We start from the raw sequence: 16,855 nt of genomic DNA on the forward strand, positions 1-16,855 counted from the left end.
GGCCATCGAAATTGGACGCTCGGGGGTTACAGGTTTGTTTGTCCGGATGTTAAAGATGTGACTGAAGTAACCGAATTGTTCGATTTGAGATCGATTTGTGTCAATCGGCCCACGGTAGCGGCGATCCGTAGTACGTATGCGTCGCGTGGATTCGTAGGATCCCGGCCGGTAACTTCCGCGATTCGCTTCAAGCGGTACCGAACGGTATTTGGATGAACAAACAGAAGACGTGCACAAGTCTCAACCGCACCTCCACAGTCGAGATAACTGTCTAAAGTATCGGTCAAGACTGTGCCGGATTCCGCTAAAGGTGCGACCAGGAAATCGCGAAGAGCCTTTACGGCAGCGTCGTCTCCCAGTAGTGCCCGTTCCGGGAGCAGTTCAGTCGCGAAAACGGGACGAGGTGCGCCGCGCCACCCGGCGACGGCCTTGATTCCCGCGAGAGCTTCGGACGCACTGAAGTGTGCTGCGCTCAACGAGGGCGTTGTCGGGCCGATCACCACCGGCTCGTCGGCGAAACTCATGAGCAGGTCTTGAAGGAATTGGCTGCCTTCCGTCTTACTGCTCAGCTCGCCGCTGACGATCATCACCAGTCGCGGACCCTGCACCACGGCGAGAACAGCGCGCCCGTGCGCGGCGGCAGTCGCGTGGACGGTGCCGGCAACCGAGACCCGCTCGTCCGGCGGGGGAGACCCGACGATGACGGTGGCCGGAGCGGTGGCGTCCCAGTTCAAGGTGGCTGCGCGGGAGAGCATGTCCGAGCCGGTGTCTCCCTGCACGACGGCGTCGACGACGAGCGCTTCCAGTCGCGTGTCCAGGGCACCCCGCGACTCGGCGGCGCTTGCGTACACCGTCGCTGCTGCGAAACCGAGTTCACGCCCGTAGCGCAGGACGGCTTCCGTCAGCGCGATCAGCTGCTGATCGTTGCGGGCGAGAGCGGGCAGCCATTTCTCGAAGAATTCCATCGCCACCCGGACCATGTCGACGGTCTGGCGCAGCGTGAGCTGTCGAGCAAGATCCTGAGGGATGACCGGAAACGACTCGTATCCGAAGCTGATCTCCGAGTCGAGTTGCCGCAGCCATTCCAGGAAATTCACCACCGACGTCTGCACCAAGAGTTGAACGTCGGCACGTTGCGACGCGTCGAGACTGTCGAAGAACGGAAGCTGCTCCTCCATCACGGTCACGGCCTCGGTGGAGAGCCGACCGGAGAACTGTTTGACGCGGCGGAGCAAGGCTTCTGGAAGTGGATCGCGAACCTGACGACGGCGGGCGAGTACAGCCTGCAACCCGGACGACTGTGGTCGAGTGCGGCGTACGCCCTCTTCGGGTTTCTCGGGATCAGGTTCGGGCATGAGAAAAACCTACGCCCATCGCCGCAGCGGATGTCGAGATGACACCCGCGGCGATGGGCGTAGGTCTGTTTTCGATCGCTGGGACTGTTGCCCTACGACTTAGGCGCTACCGGTGTCCCCGGTCTGCTCGGGAGCAGCATTCACGTCGTCGATGCGGTATCGGCTCGCTGCTTCGACGGCCTTCGACCGCTCGATCGATCCTTCCTTCGCCAAACCGATCAGCACGGCAACGACGACGGACTCGGCATCGACGTTGAAGTAGCGACGCGCTGCAGTGCGTGTGTCGGAGAACCCGAACCCGTCCGTGCCGAGCGTGGTGTAGTCGCCGGGAACCCACTGACGGATCTGATCCGAGACCGCCCGCATCCAGTCCGAAGCCGCGACGACAGGGCCTTGGGCCGAGGACAACGCCGTGGTGACGAACGGAACCGGAGCATCCTCGGACGGATTGAGCAGCGCCTGACGTTCGCATTCGACGCCTTCGCGGCGCAGCTCACCCCAGGACGTGACCGACCAGACGTCGGCCGAGACGCCCCATTCGTCGGCGAGCAGCTTCTGCGCACGCAGACCCTCAGGCATCGCGACACCGGAGACGAGGATCTGTGCCTTCGGGCCGGCTGCTTCGGACGTCTTGTAGAGGTAGATGCCCTTGAGCAAGCCCTCGACGTCGAGACCTTCGGGCTCGGCCGGCTGAACGTACGGCTCGTTGTAGATGGTCAGGTAGTAGAAGATGTTCTCGCCACCGAAACCGTCGACGCCCTCGGTGCCGCCGTACATGCGGCGCAAGCCGTCCTTGACGATGTGCGCCAACTCGTACGAGAACGCGGCGTCGTACGTGACAGCGGCCGGGTTGGTCGATGCCAGGAGCAGCGAGTGTCCGTCGGCGTGCTGGAGACCTTCACCGGTCAGAGTGGTACGACCGGCGGTCGCGCCGAGAACGAATCCGCGAGCCATCTGGTCGGCGGCCGCCCACAGGCCGTCGCCGGTGCGCTGGAAACCGAACATCGAGTAGAAGATGTACAGCGGAATCATCGGTTCACCGTGGGTGGCGTAGGACGTGCCGACTGCGGTGAACGATGCCGTCGAACCGGCCTCGTTGATGCCCTCGTGCAGGATCTGGCCGATCGGGCTCTCCTTGTAGGCGAGCATGAGTTCGGCGTCGACGGAGGTGTAGAGCTGTCCGTTGCGGTTGTAGATCTTCAGCGACGGGAACCACGAGTCCATACCGAACGTACGGGCCTCGTCCGGAATGATCGGCACGATCCGCTTGCCGATCTCCTTGTCGCGCAACAGTTCCTTGAGGATGCGCACGATCGCCATGGTGGTGGCGACTTCCTGCTTGCCCGAGCCCTTGCGGATGACGTCGTACGTCTTGTCCTCGGGGAGCTTGAGCGGAGCAGCGTCGGTGTTGCGGGAAGGCAGGAACCCTCCGAGTGCTTTGCGACGGTCGAGCATGTACTTGATCTCGGGAGCGTCCGCGCCCGGGTGGTAGTACGGAGGCAGGTACGGATCCTTCTCGAGCTCGGCATCCGAGATCGGGATGTGCTGCATGTCGCGGAACGCCTTGAGATCGTCCAGCGTCAGCTTCTTCATCTGGTGTGTGGCGTTGCGGCCCTCGAAGTGCTTGCCGAGGGTGTAGCCCTTGATGGTGTGCGCCAGGATGACCGTCGGCTGGCCCTTGTGCGCCATGGCCGCTGCGTAGGCGGCGTGGACCTTGCGGTAGTCGTGGCCACCGCGCTTGAGGTTCCAGATTTCCTGGTCTGTGAGGTCCTTGACCAGTTCCTTGGTGCGGGGGTCACGTCCGAAGAAGTGATCGCGTACGAACGCGCCGTCGTTGGCCTTGTAGGTCTGGTAGTCACCGTCCGGCGTCACGTTCATCAGGTTGACGAGTGCGCCGTCGCGATCGGCGTGCAGCAGCGCATCCCACTCGCGGCCCCAGACGACCTTGATGACGTTCCAGCCGGCACCGCGGAAGAACGATTCCAGTTCCTGGATGATCTTTCCGTTGCCGCGGACCGGGCCGTCGAGGCGCTGGAGGTTGCAGTTCACGACGAACGTGAGGTTGTCGAGGCCTTCGGTTGCCGCGACGTGAGCGAGGCCGCGTGATTCGGGCTCGTCCATTTCGCCGTCGCCGAGGAATGCCCACACGTGCTGATCGGTGGTGTCCTTGATGCCGCGGTCGTTGAGGTAGTGGTTGAACCGGGCCTGGTAGATGGCGTTCATCGGGCCGAGACCCATCGAGACCGTCGGGAACTCCCAGAAGTCGGGAAGCAGCCGCGGGTGCGGGTAGGACGGCAGTGCGCCGCCGAAGTCGGCGTGGGACTTCTCCTGGCGGAATCCGTCGAGCTGTTCCGCGGGGATGCGGCCCTCGAGGAAGGCGCGGGCGTAGATGCCGGGGGAGGCGTGACCCTGGATGAAGATGTGGTCGCCACCGCCCGGGTGGTCCTTGCCGCGGAAGAAGTGGTTGAAGCCGACTTCGTACAACGCTGCCGAGGATGCGTAGGTGGAGATGTGACCGCCGACGCCGACGCCCGGTCGCTGGGCGCGGTGGACCATGATCGCGGCGTTCCAACGGATCCAGGCGCGATAGCGGCGCTCGACCTCTTCGTCGCCGGGGAACCACGGCTCGTTTTCGGTCGGAATCGTGTTGACGTAGTCGGTCGAGGTGAGCGCGGGGAGTGCGACGTGCTTCTCACCGGCGCGTTCGAGCATGCGGAGCATGAGGTAGCGGGCACGCGTGGGTCCGGATCGATCCAGAAGTCCGTCGAATGATTCGAGCCATTCGGTGGTCTCGTCCGGATCGATGTCCGGCAGGTACGACGCAACACCTTCGCGAATGACGCGAACGCGACCGTCGGTTCCCCCCGGCGTGTTCGACGCGGGCGAACCCGACTCGCCGGCGGCGCCGGAATCGGCGTTCTGCCCGGACGCGGGACCCTGGATCAGGTCAGACAACGTGTGCTCCTCATTGGTTTGGGGACGCGTGGTGGGGCGTCCTTACATAGGTGATCGAGGCCTTGTTAGGTCCGACGCACTTCCATCGTGAATATGGCGCGTACCTCATCTTTCACCATCCCGGTCGGTCCGGCACACCTCGCCTCTGGTTACTCTCGGGTAGCGTTTTTCGGCGTGACGCAGGGGTGTGATGGTTCCCCGTAGTCACAGGCTTGGGGGATCGATCGGAACGTATGAAGGGGTGGGAAAAAATAAACAAAGAAATCAATTACGGCAGGGTCGGGGCGTGGGTCTCGGTCGGATCGATCGCAGTGGGACTGTCGGTGATCGTGGGATGTTCGGCGGCGGTGACCGGATCGGCAGTACCCAATGAAGCGCACGTGGCTGCATACCAATCCGAGGTGAGTGTTTCGATGGCCGCCGCGTCCTCGTCGAAAGCGGCGGCAGATGCGGCAGAGGCAGCTTTCGCGATCTGTGAGGAAGCGGTCTCTCGATCGAAAAACGACGTGGTCGCGTTCAATGCCTACGTCGACGCCGGAAATCATGGTGAGACCGACCTGAGAGCCGAAGCAAGCGCTGCTGCTTCGTCGGCCAGGGACACCGCCTCGTGGTTCGACTCGGTCGCGAGTGAACTTCCGGCGCAACTTTCCGGACTGTTCGACGAATTGGCCGCGAACCTACGTTCATCTGCAGTCGTGATCGAGAGTGATCATTCGGCGGATGAAATCAATTCGATCAGCGATACGAGCAATTCGATTCGCAAGTCGATCTTCGATGAATGTGGATCCCTGTGACCTGCGGTAATCCGCAGGCGTAAGGTTCGCCGTGTGTCAGAAGACGATCTTTGGTGAAAGTTTTCGGCGTGGTCGGCTTGCGCTAACGCCTCAGACCATGTTCGCTTTCCCTAATTGATCGTCAAACGGTAGGTGTGCGGGGTCGCCACACACCATCAACAAAAGGAGGACCCCACCGTGGTCGCCGCGGCGGATGCCCAGAACTACGCTCAGAAACTCGGGATTACCACTGACATGGTGGTGCAGGAACTGGGCTGGGATGAGGATACCGACGACGGCATTCGTGCCGCGGTTGAGGAAACCATCGGCGGGGAAATGCTCGACGAGGATTCCGACGAGGTCATCGACGTCGTGCTGCTGTGGTGGCGCGACGAGGACGGTGACCTGGTGGACGCCTTGATGGATGCCATCGGGCCCCTCGCCGACGAAGGCTTCGTGTGGGTTCTCACTCCCAAGACCGGTCTCGACGGACATGTCGAGCCCAGCGAGATCGCCGAATCGGCGCCGACTGCCGGCTTGACGCAGACATCGGCAGCCAACCTCGGTGACTGGTCGGGAAGTCGACTGGTTCAGCCGAAGGCTCGTCCGGCCAACAAGCGCTGACCCGGCCCTTTCCGCACTTTCCCAAGGAATTGCACATGCCTCTCGAAGTTGGTGCCCAGGCACCGGATTTCACCTTGAAGGACCAGAACAACCAGGAAGTCTCGCTAGCAGATTTCCGCGGTAAGAAGAACGTTCTGCTGGTTTTCTATCCGTTGGCCTTCACCGGGACTTGTCAGGGGGAACTCTGCAAGGTCCGTGACGAGCTTCCGAAGTTCGAGAACGACGACACTGCCATTCTCGCGATTTCTGTCGGTGCTTCGCCGACTCACAAGATCTGGTCAGCTGAGCAGGGATACACATTTCCCTTGCTGTCGGACTTCTGGCCGCACGGTGAAGTCGCTCAGAAGTACGAGGTGTTCAACGACAAGTTGGGCTTCGCGAATCGTGGCACCTTTGTCATCGACAAAGACGGAGTCATTCGTTTTGCCGAGATGAACGGCCCCGGAGAAGCCCGTGACCACGGACTTTGGGCAAACGCGCTTGCCGCGCTAGAGTCTTAGAGCACTCCCGGTGAGGGTCTCACCGGGAGTTCGGGCGTGTAGCTCAGTGGTAGAGCTCTGGTTTTACACACCAGCGGTCGGGGGTTCGAAACCCTCCGCGCCCACCGAAGAATTCAAACCCCGATCTGCATGTCGACGCAGATCGGGGTTTTTTCATTTTCGGCAACGAATTGTCCGCAATACGCCATTCTGGACGCATGTCCAGTTCTGTGATCGAAGTAGCCGTCGACCCGACGCGCGTGCATCCCACCCGTCCGCACATACACATCGCCGAGATGCCCAGTCTCAGTGTTGCGTTGTTCCCGGGGCAGACGATCCGGGTTCGTTCCCAAAGCGACGCACTGGCGACCGGGATTGCCCGAGTCTGGGAAATCAACCGAATGCACCGCTTGATCTACCTGACGATCGACTGGGACGGATAGAGCTCAGCTCGGGCAGACACGTGACGGTTGGCCAGAGAACGAGCGTCGCTGCTACAACTACGCTCGTGCAGATTTCGGTTCGTTCGTCCCAATCTCGATTCAATGCGCGAGCTGCCGGGCTTCTCCTCGGCTTCGTTGCGGATCGGGCATTCGCCGATCCGGGGCGGTTCCATCCGGTCGCCGGCTTCGGAACCGCAGCTATCGCGCTGCAGAAGATGTCCTACCGGGACTCGCGCGCGGCCGGAACACTTCATGTTGCCGTGCTCTTGGCCGGCACCGCAGGACTTGGCCTCACAGCCGAAGCAGCGTCGCGCCGGGCCGGTTGGGTGGCCGTCACGGGTACGACGGCGATAGCTACCTGGGCCGTGCTCGGCGGGACGTCGCTTGCACGCACCGGCATCGACATGGCCGCTCGATTGGAGGCGTCACAGGTCGACGGCGACCTGACGAAAGCGCGTGAGCTACTTCCTTCACTCTGTGGACGCGATCCCTCAGTGCTGGGCGAGGAGGGCCTCACGCGTGCAGCGCTGGAGTCGGTTGCCGAGAACACCTCGGATGCAACCGTCGGCGCAGTGTTCTGGGGTGCAATTGGGGGCGTGCCAGGTCTGTTCGTCTACCGCGCTGCCAACACACTCGACGCGATGATCGGGTACCGCTCCGAGAAGTACCTCAGATTCGGGTGGGCTGCGGCGAGGTTCGACGACCTGGTCAACATCGTCCCCGCTCGGCTGACAGGTGCGCTGACGGCTGCGTGTGCACCGGTGGTGGGCGGCTCGGTTCAGGAATCACTGGCAGCGTGGAAACGCGACGCAGCGGCTCATCCAAGCCCCAATGCGGGTGTCGCGGAAGCGTCGGCGGCAGGGGCGTTGGGCATTTCGTTGGGTGGTCGGACCGAATACGCGCACGGGGTGGAGATGCGTCCCGTCCTCGGCCGCGGGCCTGTGCCGACGCCGAACGATCTGCGCCGCGCGGCGAGGCTTTCGTCGGCGGTGCAGATCAGTGCAGCTGTGGTGTCAGCGGGTATTTCAGCGGGTATTGCCGTATCGATCGGCAAGTTTGGCTTCCTGCGCCGTGAGCGGCACTGATTCCGGCTCCGGCTTCTTGCGACGGCTGAAGGTACGAGCCGGTTCGGCGGGGGGTGCGGCAGGCGCGGACACTGCCGCTTCCGGGGTCGTCTCGGCAGCGGCGTCGTCGGCTGCGAAACCGTCCACAGCTGCTTGAGCTGCCTTTTCCTTGCGACGTTCGCGCCACTCGGCGCGAATGAAGTAAGCCAGTCCGAGCGGCGCCATGATGCCGAACGCCAGCCATTGGAACCCGTACGAGAGGTAGGGGCCCGCGTCGAGTTGGGGGAGCGGGATCGTGCCGAGACCGCCGGGCTGGTCGGGTTCGAGTTGGATGTACGCGTCGATCAGGTCCGTTCCGATGAACTCGCCGATCGGCTGTGCGTCGATGGAGTAGACCTGCTTCGCGCCGTCCTCGAACATCGGAACTCGGCCGGGAGCAGTGCCTTCCGACAGGCGCACACGGCCGTTGAGAGTGACCGGATCGGTCGGCGGCGCAGCGATGGGCGGTGCCTCGGCGCCGTTGATCGGCCGAACGTATCCGCGATTGACGAGGATCGTGCGGCCGTCGTCCAGGCGGAAAGGCGTCAGGATCTCGTACGACGGCGCGCCCTCGATGGACTGCAGGCGGACGAGGATATCGGCGTCGGGCAGATAGGTACCTGCCGCGGTGATGTTTCGCCATTCGTCGTCCGGTGCGATCGTCGAATCGGCGATGACATCACCGATCGGCACGGTCTCCGCGTTGATCGAGTTCGAGATCAGATCATTGCGGTGCTCGGTCTTCGTGTTCTTGCCGAGCTGCCACGGAGCGAGCACGGTGAAGCACAGGTAGGCGAAGAGCCCGACCACAGCTGCCAGTACCAACCAACCGGGCCGCAACAGGAATTTCAGTCTTCGCACACGTCCACGGTATCCGTTGCCCGAACGGGAGTGAATTTTGCTCCGGGTTCAGGCTCGCTCGCGGATCCAGTCGAGTATGTCGGGAATGGCCGCTTCGATCTGGTCTCGAACCAGTTCGAAGTCCTCCTGATCCCCGTAGTACGGGTCCGGAACCGATTCTCCGTCCGCCTCGGGGTCGAACGATCGCAGTAGGCGCCGACGCTCGGTGGGCACGCCGAGATGAGCAAGCTCACGTTCGTGCCCGGTGTCGAGGGCGACGACAAGATCGGCGGCGAGATGATCTGCATTGACCTGCGCGGCGCTGTGGCCCGTCGGATATCCGGCCGCTCGGAGCACGACGTTGGTCCGCTCGTCGGCCTCGCTACCGGTGTGAAACCCCTCGGTACCGGCGCTGCTGACACGCACCCGGTCGGCAAGGCCTTCACGGCCCAGATGCGCGAGCAAGATCTTTTCGGCCATTGGTGACCGGCAGATATTGCCGGTGCACACAAACGTCACGTGGAGTGGTTCAGTCACACGGAGTGGTTCAGAGGCGGCCATCGAGAAGTCCTCCCAGTTCGGATGCCGACGATACGGAGCGAAACGCTTGCCGCGCTTCCTCGGCGGAACCGTAGCCCCATTCGACGACGACGGTGGGGATGCCGTACTTCGCGGCGCCGAGCACGTCGTGATCACGATCGCCGATCATGAGCACGTCGGGGGTTCCGCCGTCGGCGGCGAGGACGGGAGTGATCCCGAGTGAGGTCAGCGAGTGCGCGATCACATCGGGTTTCGCCCGACGAGTTCCGTCGTCACTTGCGCCGCCGATGAACTCGAAGTGCTCGGCCAGGCCGAAATGCTCGAGGATGCGAATGGCGAATCGCTCCGACTTCGAGGTGGCGACGGCCAGTCGGGTGCCGCTCGCGCGAGCCTTACCCAGGACGACGTCCATACCCTCGTACACCGAGTTCTCCTGCCACCCGGTCGCGTCGTAACGCTCGATGTACGCGGCGATCGCCCGATCCACGTCCGCCGGGGCCATACCGAGTGACCTGAAGGTATCGACCATCGGCGGGCCGATCACCGATGCCAACATCGCTTCCGTCGGCTCCGGATGGCCGACAGTTGCCAACGCATGTCGGAAGCCGCCGTGAATGCCGGGAGCGGAATCGGTGATGGTTCCGTCCAGATCGAACAGAACTACAGGAAAACGGTCGAGGGGTGGTGTCGTCACGGCACTCATTGTCCCGGACGGCAGGGGTGATGTCCGCGCACGGTGCTCGACCGTAGGCTGACCGGGTGAGTACCGGAACGGTTGACCTGGAGAGCTTGCGACATCACGGCGATGTCGAAGCGGAGCCCGGGTTACTCGATTTTGCCGTCAACGTTCAAGGCTCCGGCCCACCGAAGTGGTTGCGGGATCGGCTGGCCGCAGGACTGTCCACGCTCGGTTCGTACCCGTCGGCTGCAGCGGAACTGAAAGCCCGCGAAACCGTCGCGCAGCGGCACGGGCGACGGCCCGAAGAGGTGTTGTTGCTCTCGGGCGGTGCCGAGGGATTCGCGATGCTGCCGCGCCTGGGCTCTCGGTCGGCAGCGCTGATCCATCCGTCCTTCACCGAGCCGGAACTGGCGCTGCGAGAGGCCGGTGTACCGGTGACGCAGGTGATTCTGGAGCCGCCTTTCGCGCTTCGGGCCGCGCAGGTACCAGAATCCGCGGACCTTGTCGTTCTGGGCAATCCGACCAATCCGACGTCCGTGCTTCACCCCAAGGCCGATGTGTTGGAGTTGCGTCGGCCGGGCCGGATCCTGGTGGTGGACGAGGCATTCGGCGACGCGATCCCCGGCGAAGCGGAGAGCATCGCAGGTGTCGAGTCGGCGGATGTACTGGTGCTTCGGAGCCTGACCAAGACGTGGGCACTGGCGGGATTGCGGTGTGGGTACGCGATCGGCTCTCCGGATCTTCTCGCTCGACTGGCTCACGGCCGAGCCCACTGGCCATTGGGCAGTCTGCAGATCGAGGCCATCACGGCCTGCTGCGAACCGTTCGCGGTCGAGCAGTCGAGGATCAAAGCCGAATCGATTGCCACAGACCGCCAAGACATGTCCCGGCGACTGACCGAGATCGGGATTGCCGTGCACGAACCCGCTGCTGGGCCGTTCGTGCTCATCGACGTCCGCGACGGCGCCTCGATGCGAGAGCACCTGCGTGCCCGCGGTATCGCCGTCCGCCGGTGCGACACCTTTCCCGGACTCGGGCCCGATCAGTTGCGCGTTGCCGTCCGTCCAGCCGAGCAGGTCTCGGTACTGATCGAAGCGATGAAGGAGATCTTGTGAGCGGCCCAACTCTTGCGGACGTCATAGCTGTGCTGGAATCCGCTTATCCGCCCGCCCTGGCGGAATCGTGGGATTCGGTCGGTCTGGTCTGCGGCGATCCTGCGGACGCGGTGACGAGAGTGGTTTTCGCGGTGGATCCGACCGAGGCAGTGGTCGACGACGCCATCGCCTCCGGTGCCGACCTTCTGGTCGTTCACCACCCACTTCTGCTGCGTGGGGTGGACACCGTCGGTGCTCACACACCCAAAGGTGCGTTGGTCCACAAGCTCATCAAGGCGGGGTGCGCACTGTTCTCGGCGCACACCAATGCGGACTCCGCCGACCCCGGAGTGTCCGACGCGTTGGCGCAGGCTCTGGGCCTGACCGTGCTGCGCCCGATCGAACCCAAGCCGACGCAGCCGCTCGACAAGTGGGTCGTCATGGTTCCGGTGGAGAATGCATCGGCCGTGCAGGATGCACTTTTCGAGGCCGGGGCTGGGCGGATCGGCGACTACAGCCAGTGCAGTTGGACGGTCACCGGTACGGGTCAGTTCTTGCCAGCCGACGGTGCGAATCCGACGATCGGGACTGTCGGCGCTGTGGAGCAGGTTCGCGAGGATCGTGTGGAAGTGATTGCCCCACGCGGAAAGCGAAGTGCGGTGTTGGGCGCATTGCGTGCCGCCCACCCGTACGAGGAACCAGCCTTCGATGTCTTCGAACTCGCAGCGTTCCCCAGTTCGCTCGGTCTGGGGCGGGTGGGTGAGCTCGAGCACCCCGAAACATTGCGAGAGTTCACGGCGAGAGTGGCGCGCTCACTGCCCTCGACCGAGTGGGGTGTTCGCGCTGCCGGAGATCCGGACGCGACCGTTCGTACCGTGGCGGTGTGCGGCGGTTCCGGCGACTCGTATCTGGACGTGGTGGCGGCGCTGGGCGCCGACGTCTACGTCACTGCGGACCTGCGGCATCATCCCGCGGACGAGCATCTTCGTGCCGGTGGCCCGGCACTGGTCGACGTCGCCCATTGGGCTAGTGAATACCCGTGGTGTGCGCAGGCGAAATCGGTGCTCGACGCCGCGTTTGCCGACAATCCGGGGTGGGAAAGCCGGGTTTCGACAATTCGCACCGATCCGTGGTGTTTGAGTGCGCATTAGTGCAGCGCTCTGCAAGGTACGGTTGCACGAACAATTCAAGAGCAGTTCTTCGAGAGCCGTCCTTCGCGAGCACTGCCGACATCGGACTTACAGCAGGAGTTATACAGCGTGAACGTCGAACCACAGGTGCAATCCAAGCTTCTCGACCTCGCCGGGGTGGATGCTGAGCTCACTCGGATCACCCACCGACGCGGAGCGCTTCCCGAGCAGCAGGAAGTCGAACGTCTCGAGGCCGAGCGAATCAGCCGTAAAGATGCGTCCGTAGCCGTCGAAATCCAGATCGACGACATCGATCGCGACATCCGCAAGCTCGAAGGCGAGGTCGACGCGGTTCGTCAGCGCGAGGATCGTGACCGCACTCTGTTGCAGAGTGGGTCGGTCGGGGCGAAGCAGCTCACCGAACTCGAACACGAACTCGGCAGCCTGGTCAGGCGTCAGGGGCTCCTCGAGGACGAGTTGCTCGAAGTGATGGAGCAGCGTGAGGCGTTGCAGGCCGATCACGATCACGCCGGTGCCCAGCTGTCCCAGGCCGAAGAAGAGCTGATCGACGCCAAGCGTCGCCGTGACGACGCCGTCGCCGATCTGGACAAGGCGCAAGAGCGTTGCGCCGCCGATCGTGAACGACTTGTCGGTGAATTCCCCGCCGATTTCCTTGCTGTCTACGAGAAGCAGCGCACCCTGGGCGGACCGGGCGCGGCGCTTCTGCAGGCACGCCGATGTGGCGCTTGCCGGATCGAGATCGACCGCGGCGAGATCTCCCGAATCGCCGCGACACCGGCCGACGTCGTCGTTCGTTGCCCAGAGTGCAATGCAATCATGGTGCGTACCAAGGAGTCCGGTCTGTGACTCCCACGCAGGTCATCGTCGAGGCCGACGGTGGATCACGCGGCAACCCTGGCCCGGCCGGCTACGGCGCCGTGGTCTTCGACTCCACCCGCTCGGTGTTGGCCGAACGCAAGGAGAGCATCGGAATAGCGACCAACAACGTCGCCGAGTACCGCGGGCTGATCGCAGGGTTGACCGCTGCCGGTGAACTCGGAGCGTCGACGGTCGACGTCCGTATGGACTCCAAGCTGGTCGTCGAGCAGATGTCCGGGCGCTGGAAGGTCAAGCACCCGGACATGATTCCGCTGCAGCGACGCGCAGCCGAGTTGGCGACGCAGTTCTCGCGAGTGACCTACACGTGGATTCCGCGCGGCGAGAATTCTCATGCCGATCGTCTTGCCAACGAGGCGATGGACGCTGCTGCCGGCATCGAAACCGCAGCCCCCGCACCAGCTGCACCCGCCGCGCCGTCAGAAGAGACGTCGGAACCGCAGATCGCCGGCTCTCCGGGATGGATCGCCACCACCGGCAAGCCGACACGAATGTTGTTGCTACGTCACGGACAGACAGCGATGTCGGTCGATCGCCGCTACTCCGGACGCGGCAATCCTGAGCTCACGGAATTGGGCCGCGCGCAGGCCGCCGGCGCGGCTGCACGCTTCGGGAACCGCGGCGGTATCGACGCCATCGTCTGCTCACCCCTCGGCAGAACCCGTGAGACGGCAGAGGCATCGGCCCGCGTGCTCGGTCTTCCCGTCGTCGAGCACAAAGGTTTGATCGAAACCGATTTCGGCGACTGGGACGGACTCACCTTCCGCGAGGCAGCCGAGCGCGATCCGGACCTGCATCGCGAATGGCTCTCGGACACTTCGGTGCGCCCACCCGGCGGCGAGAGTTTCGACGAGGTACGAGAACGAGTCGTCGCCGCGCGCGACGACCTGATCTCGACCTACGGCGGCGCGACGCTGTTGGTCGTTTCTCACGTCACCCCGATCAAGACGTTGGTGCAGCTGGCCCTCGATGCCGGGCCGTCGTTGCTGTACCGGTTGCATCTGGATCTGGCGTCGCTGAGTATCACCGAGTTTTATCCAGACGGGGGAGCCTCGGTCCGGCTGGTCAACGACACGTCACATCTTCGCTGAAAATGCCCCGACTGCTGATCAGCCGGTGATCAGCCGGTGATCAGCCGGTGATCAGATCACCAACCACAGGGCACTCACGGCAGCGAGCAGCGTCAGTGGCGTCGTGATGACCCCGAGCAGAGTGAATGTCGCCAGCGTGGGCGGTGCGCCCGCGCTGGTGGCAACTCGTCGCCAGAGCATTGTCGCGAGAGAGCCCACGTAGGTGAGGTTGGGGCCGAGGTTGACGCCGATCAACATCGCGAGCACCAGGCCTGGAGGTGCTCCCGTCCCGAGTGCTGCGATCATCAGCAAGGTTGCCGGCAGGTTATTGACGAGGTTGGACGCGAGCGCAGCGACCACGGCGACGAATAGCAGTGATCCGTAGCTGGTGTCGCCTGGCAGGATCTGCGCAATCCATTCTCCCACCGGCCCGTTCGCGACTCCGGCGACGATGATCCCGAGAACCAGGACGAACGCGCAGAACCAGAGGTCGGCAGCGTAGAGCATCTTGGAGGCGGTCGTACGGTGCCGAGCCAGAGCGATCGCTCCCAGAACACTCGCACCCACCACAGCGATCCAGGCGGGTTCGATCCCGAAGAAACCCGAAACCGCGAAACCGACCAGCGTCAGTCCGATCACCGCCAGCGGCAGACTCGGCGCAGGCGAGGAAGTTTTACTTGCCGGTGGCTCTGTGTTTTCCGAGCGGACGAGTTCGGAACGGAAGAACAGTCGGAAGATCAGATATTCGACAGCGATCGTCACGACCCACGGCAACGCCATCAACGCGGTGAAGTGCAAGAACGTCAAACCTGTTGCAGCAAAAGCGATGAGGTTGGTCAGGTTCGACACAGGCAGGAGCGTCGACGCCGAGTTCGACAGGTGCGCACTGGCATACGAATGGGGCCGCGGACTTGCTCCGATGGATCGTGCGGCCGCGATCACTGCGGGTGTCAGAAGTACGACGGTGGCGTCGAGGCTCAGGACCGCCGTGGTCAGGGCAGCCGCGCCGAATACGTAAATCAGCAACCGGTGCGGATCGGCGAGGGATTTTTGCTGCAGGATCTGGCTGACCCAGCGAAAGACGCCGAGAGCGTCCGCGGCATGAGCGAGAACCAGCACGGCAACCAGGAAGACGACGGTGGGTGCCATGCTCGTCAGTTCTTCGCGGGCTTCGTCGAGAGTGACGACACCGGTCAGGAGAACGACGACAGCTGCCGGCCCGGCGATGACGATCTCGGGAAGCCCACGTGGACGCACTATCGCGAAGACGAGGACGACGGCGACTAGCAGGATCGGTAGAAGAGTCACGCGCTGGTGCTCCGTGTCGGGGCAAGCGTCATTTGAGCAGTTTGTAGAGCGTGTTCAGGTTTCGGGTTGTGGTGAACGCCTTGAACTTCGGTTTTCCGGTGTTCCTGCCGAACGCGCTCTTGACGGTCTGCCCCTTCTCGACCTCCCAGTACAGGACTCCGTCGCCGGCCACCACGCGTTCGACCGAGGCATCGAGTTGCGCTGCCGCAGCACTCAATTCCTCGAGGATTTCCGGCTCGGAGGCAACCATCGCGTAAGCATGCCAACCCTCGCGTTCTCGGTCGAACGGGTAGTTGTCCACCATCGCTTGCAGCGTCGGAATGTCGAGGACGAATACCCAAGCCTCGTAGCCGAACTCGCGGGCGAGGGCAGATTCGATCTGTTTCTTCAGCGACGAGATGTCGGTGCTCGGACTGTCGAACAGAACGTTGCCCGAGGCCAGGACGGTTTTCACGCCTTGGAATCCGAGGTCGCCGAAGACTCTCGCGAGGTCCGCCATCTTGATGTTGATGCCGCCCACGTTGATACCGCGTAGCAGGGCCACGTACCGAGTCATAAGGTGACCATAGTGCCGGCCACCGACAGGCGCCCGGTAGCATACGGGGGCGGACGAGTTGGCCGGGCGGCCGCGGCTTCTGGAACCAGCGTGTACCACGCACAGGCCTGGGGCCGAGGAAAGTCCGGACTCCACAGAGCAGGGCGGTTGTTAACGGCAACCCGAGGCAACTCGCGGGACAGTGCCACAGAAAACAGACCGCCTGCCTTTCGAGGCAGGTAAGGGTGAAACGGTGCGGTAAGAGCGCACCAGCACCTCGGGTGACCGGGGTGGCTAGGTAAACCCCGCCCGGAGCAAGGTTGAAGGTCGCATCGCTCGCGGTGCGGCTGCGCAGGTGTTCGAGGGCTGCTCGCCCGAGCCTGCGGGTGAACCGCTCGAGGCACCCGGCGACGGTGTGCCCAGATGGATGGTCGCCACTCGGCACTTCGGTGCCGCAGGACAGGATCCGGCTTACACGCCGACTCGTCCGCCCGCGATCTGCACAGTGAGAAAAAGAAGACCCCCACCGGATCGGTGGGGGTCTTCTTTTGTTCGAAAAGCTGTCAGACAGGCTTGATGACCAGCAGCGTAGCCCAGTACGTTGCCGCGTCATGGCCCATGAGCGGGAGGAGGTAATCGTAAAGAATTGCGGACATGCGCACTCCATTTTCTGTTCGTAGCTTGTGTTGGGCATTCAAGCAGAACTCACCGTTCGAATGTCCGGTTCTCACCTGCCAGGCCAAGTAGAAAGAATATCAGTCTCACAGCGATCTACAAGCTTCTATCTCACTCTGATGTCACACTGTGGATATGACTGATGAAGATCGACTCTGGTACTTCGACGTGTCCGACGGTTCCGTCACGCAGGGAAAGGGCGCGTCCTCGTTGACGAGGATGGGGCCGTACCCTGATCGGGACTCTGCCGAGCATGCATTGAAGATCGCTGCCGAACGCAACAAAGCCGCCGATCGGGCAGACGAAGACTGGAACAACTGAGCCTTGAAATAACTGAGCCTTGAAATAACTGGGA

The 16,855-nt window shown here is 63.2% G+C and carries 17 protein-coding genes, 1 tRNA gene and 1 other RNA gene; 12 read left to right on the forward strand and 7 right to left on the reverse strand.

The features are described from left to right. Positions 1 to 26: 26 nt before the first annotated feature. The gene (locus EEB12_RS26295) at positions 27 to 1,355 is read right to left on the reverse strand and encodes a PucR family transcriptional regulator (protein WP_019748966.1); all 1,329 of its coding nucleotides are present in this window, start codon (positions 1,353 to 1,355) and stop codon (positions 27 to 29) included. A gap of 99 nt (positions 1,356 to 1,454) precedes the next feature. Next, positions 1,455 to 4,310, reverse strand: a complete 2,856-nt coding sequence (gene aceE / locus EEB12_RS26300) for a pyruvate dehydrogenase (acetyl-transferring), homodimeric type (RefSeq protein ID WP_141488790.1) — start codon at positions 4,308 to 4,310, stop codon at positions 1,455 to 1,457. A 380-nt stretch (positions 4,311 to 4,690) separates the two neighbouring features. On the opposite strand from aceE, the gene EEB12_RS26310 reads away from it, so the two are divergent. The 6 genes from EEB12_RS26310 to EEB12_RS26335 all read left to right on the forward strand — a co-directional run bounded on the left by EEB12_RS26310 (position 4,691) and on the right by EEB12_RS26335 (position 7,714). Then, a complete protein-coding gene (locus EEB12_RS26310) occupies positions 4,691 to 5,104 on the forward strand; it encodes a hypothetical protein (protein ID WP_229756913.1) in 414 nt (137 codons plus the stop codon). A 177-nt stretch (positions 5,105 to 5,281) separates the two neighbouring features. Further along, entirely contained in the window at positions 5,282 to 5,707 is a 426-nt protein-coding gene (locus EEB12_RS26315) for a DUF3052 domain-containing protein (RefSeq protein WP_003941575.1), read from the forward strand. Between the two features lie 35 nt (positions 5,708 to 5,742). After that, positions 5,743 to 6,207, forward strand: coding sequence for a peroxiredoxin (locus EEB12_RS26320; protein WP_019748962.1), 465 nt, complete (start codon positions 5,743 to 5,745; stop codon positions 6,205 to 6,207). Positions 6,208 to 6,239: 32 nt separating this feature from the next. After that, a tRNA-Val gene (locus EEB12_RS26325) sits at positions 6,240 to 6,311 on the forward strand. Between the two features lie 93 nt (positions 6,312 to 6,404). Next, positions 6,405 to 6,629: a hypothetical protein gene (locus EEB12_RS26330; protein WP_003941648.1), complete on the forward strand. Its 225-nt coding sequence runs from the start codon at positions 6,405 to 6,407 to the stop codon at positions 6,627 to 6,629. Positions 6,630 to 6,694: 65 nt separating this feature from the next. Further along, complete coding sequence (locus tag EEB12_RS26335; protein ID WP_141488791.1) at positions 6,695 to 7,714, forward strand: cobalamin biosynthesis protein; 1,020 nt, start codon at positions 6,695 to 6,697, stop codon at positions 7,712 to 7,714. Here EEB12_RS26335 and EEB12_RS26340 read toward each other — a convergent pair. From EEB12_RS26340 to EEB12_RS26350, 3 genes are read right to left on the reverse strand one after another with little or no spacing between them, the layout of a single operon-like run. Further along, positions 7,655 to 8,593, reverse strand: coding sequence for an SURF1 family protein (locus EEB12_RS26340; protein ID WP_020969922.1), 939 nt, complete (start codon positions 8,591 to 8,593; stop codon positions 7,655 to 7,657). The genes EEB12_RS26335 and EEB12_RS26340 overlap by 60 nt on opposite strands. A 48-nt stretch (positions 8,594 to 8,641) precedes the next feature. After that, complete coding sequence (locus tag EEB12_RS26345; RefSeq protein ID WP_042952191.1) at positions 8,642 to 9,133, reverse strand: low molecular weight protein-tyrosine-phosphatase; 492 nt, start codon at positions 9,131 to 9,133, stop codon at positions 8,642 to 8,644. Next, entirely contained in the window at positions 9,120 to 9,815 is a 696-nt protein-coding gene (locus tag EEB12_RS26350) for an HAD hydrolase-like protein (RefSeq protein ID WP_019748958.1), read from the reverse strand. Before EEB12_RS26350 ends, EEB12_RS26345 begins: the two co-directional genes overlap by 14 nt. Positions 9,816 to 9,871: 56 nt before the next feature. On the opposite strand from EEB12_RS26350, the gene cobC reads away from it, so the two are divergent. From cobC to EEB12_RS26370, 4 genes are all read left to right on the forward strand, one after another. Then, positions 9,872 to 10,906, forward strand: a complete 1,035-nt coding sequence (gene cobC / locus EEB12_RS26355; protein WP_141488792.1) for an Rv2231c family pyridoxal phosphate-dependent protein CobC — start codon at positions 9,872 to 9,874, stop codon at positions 10,904 to 10,906. Continuing rightward, complete coding sequence (locus tag EEB12_RS26360) at positions 10,903 to 12,036, forward strand: Nif3-like dinuclear metal center hexameric protein (RefSeq protein WP_069146828.1); 1,134 nt, start codon at positions 10,903 to 10,905, stop codon at positions 12,034 to 12,036. The genes cobC and EEB12_RS26360 overlap by 4 nt, the downstream gene beginning before the upstream one ends. A gap of 108 nt (positions 12,037 to 12,144) precedes the next feature. Beyond that, on the forward strand, positions 12,145 to 12,882 hold the full coding sequence (locus EEB12_RS26365; RefSeq protein WP_019748955.1) for a zinc ribbon domain-containing protein: 738 nt from the start codon (positions 12,145 to 12,147) through the stop codon (positions 12,880 to 12,882). Further along, on the forward strand, positions 12,879 to 14,003 hold the full coding sequence (locus EEB12_RS26370) for a bifunctional RNase H/acid phosphatase (protein ID WP_141488793.1): 1,125 nt from the start codon (positions 12,879 to 12,881) through the stop codon (positions 14,001 to 14,003). The genes EEB12_RS26365 and EEB12_RS26370 overlap by 4 nt, the downstream gene beginning before the upstream one ends. 51 nt (positions 14,004 to 14,054) lie before the next feature. On the opposite strand, the gene EEB12_RS26375 is transcribed toward EEB12_RS26370, so the two are convergent. Both EEB12_RS26375 and EEB12_RS26380 read right to left on the reverse strand, forming a co-directional pair. Then, positions 14,055 to 15,290, reverse strand: a complete 1,236-nt coding sequence (locus EEB12_RS26375; RefSeq protein ID WP_080910086.1) for an SLC13 family permease — start codon at positions 15,288 to 15,290, stop codon at positions 14,055 to 14,057. 28 nt (positions 15,291 to 15,318) lie between these two features. Further along, positions 15,319 to 15,846, reverse strand: coding sequence for a DUF1697 domain-containing protein (locus EEB12_RS26380; protein WP_141488794.1), 528 nt, complete (start codon positions 15,844 to 15,846; stop codon positions 15,319 to 15,321). A gap of 54 nt (positions 15,847 to 15,900) precedes the next feature. Here EEB12_RS26380 and rnpB point away from each other — a divergent pair. Together rnpB and EEB12_RS26390 are read left to right on the forward strand one after the other, a co-directional pair. Beyond that, an RNA gene (rnpB, locus tag EEB12_RS26385) (RNase P RNA component class A) lies at positions 15,901 to 16,315 on the forward strand. A gap of 320 nt (positions 16,316 to 16,635) precedes the next feature. Beyond that, positions 16,636 to 16,821, forward strand: a complete 186-nt coding sequence (locus EEB12_RS26390; protein WP_007735457.1) for a hypothetical protein — start codon at positions 16,636 to 16,638, stop codon at positions 16,819 to 16,821. Positions 16,822 to 16,855: the final 34 nt, after the last annotated feature.

The sequence above is a fragment of the Rhodococcus sp. WS1 genome (assembly GCF_003797745.1).
In the GTDB taxonomy this organism is placed as follows: domain Bacteria; phylum Actinomycetota; class Actinomycetes; order Mycobacteriales; family Mycobacteriaceae; genus Rhodococcus_F; species Rhodococcus_F erythropolis.